This window comes from Prevotella sp. HMSC077E09 (genome assembly GCF_001814685.1).
GTDB lineage: Bacteria > Bacteroidota > Bacteroidia > Bacteroidales > Bacteroidaceae > Prevotella > Prevotella oris.
In genome coordinates this window covers 58,642-58,855 of record NZ_KV817572.1, presented here as the reverse complement: position 1 = coordinate 58,855, position 214 = coordinate 58,642, and the positions used below count along the sequence as shown (strand labels likewise).

The 214-nt window shown below is 37.9% G+C and carries 1 protein-coding gene; it reads left to right on the top strand.

Features of this window, described 5'->3' with window-relative positions:
• Window positions 1–214, top strand: a 214-nt coding sequence (locus HMPREF2983_RS14495; protein WP_246829382.1) for a transposase, incomplete at both ends; no start/stop codon positions are given.

The window sequence follows — 214 nt, the reverse complement described above, 5'->3', positions numbered from 1 at the left end:
ACCTTGTTTATCAAGAAGGTTCTGTTGGGCAAATGCACGGGTATAAGCTTCGTTGATAGCACACCATTGCGTGTCTGCAAAAACCAAAGAATACATATTTACAAAGTTTTCAAAGGCATAGCCCAAAGAGGAAAATGCTCTATGGGTTGGTTCTTTGGTTTCAAATTGCATTTGATTTGCAATGAGAAAGGAGAGCTTCTCAACTTTATGATAA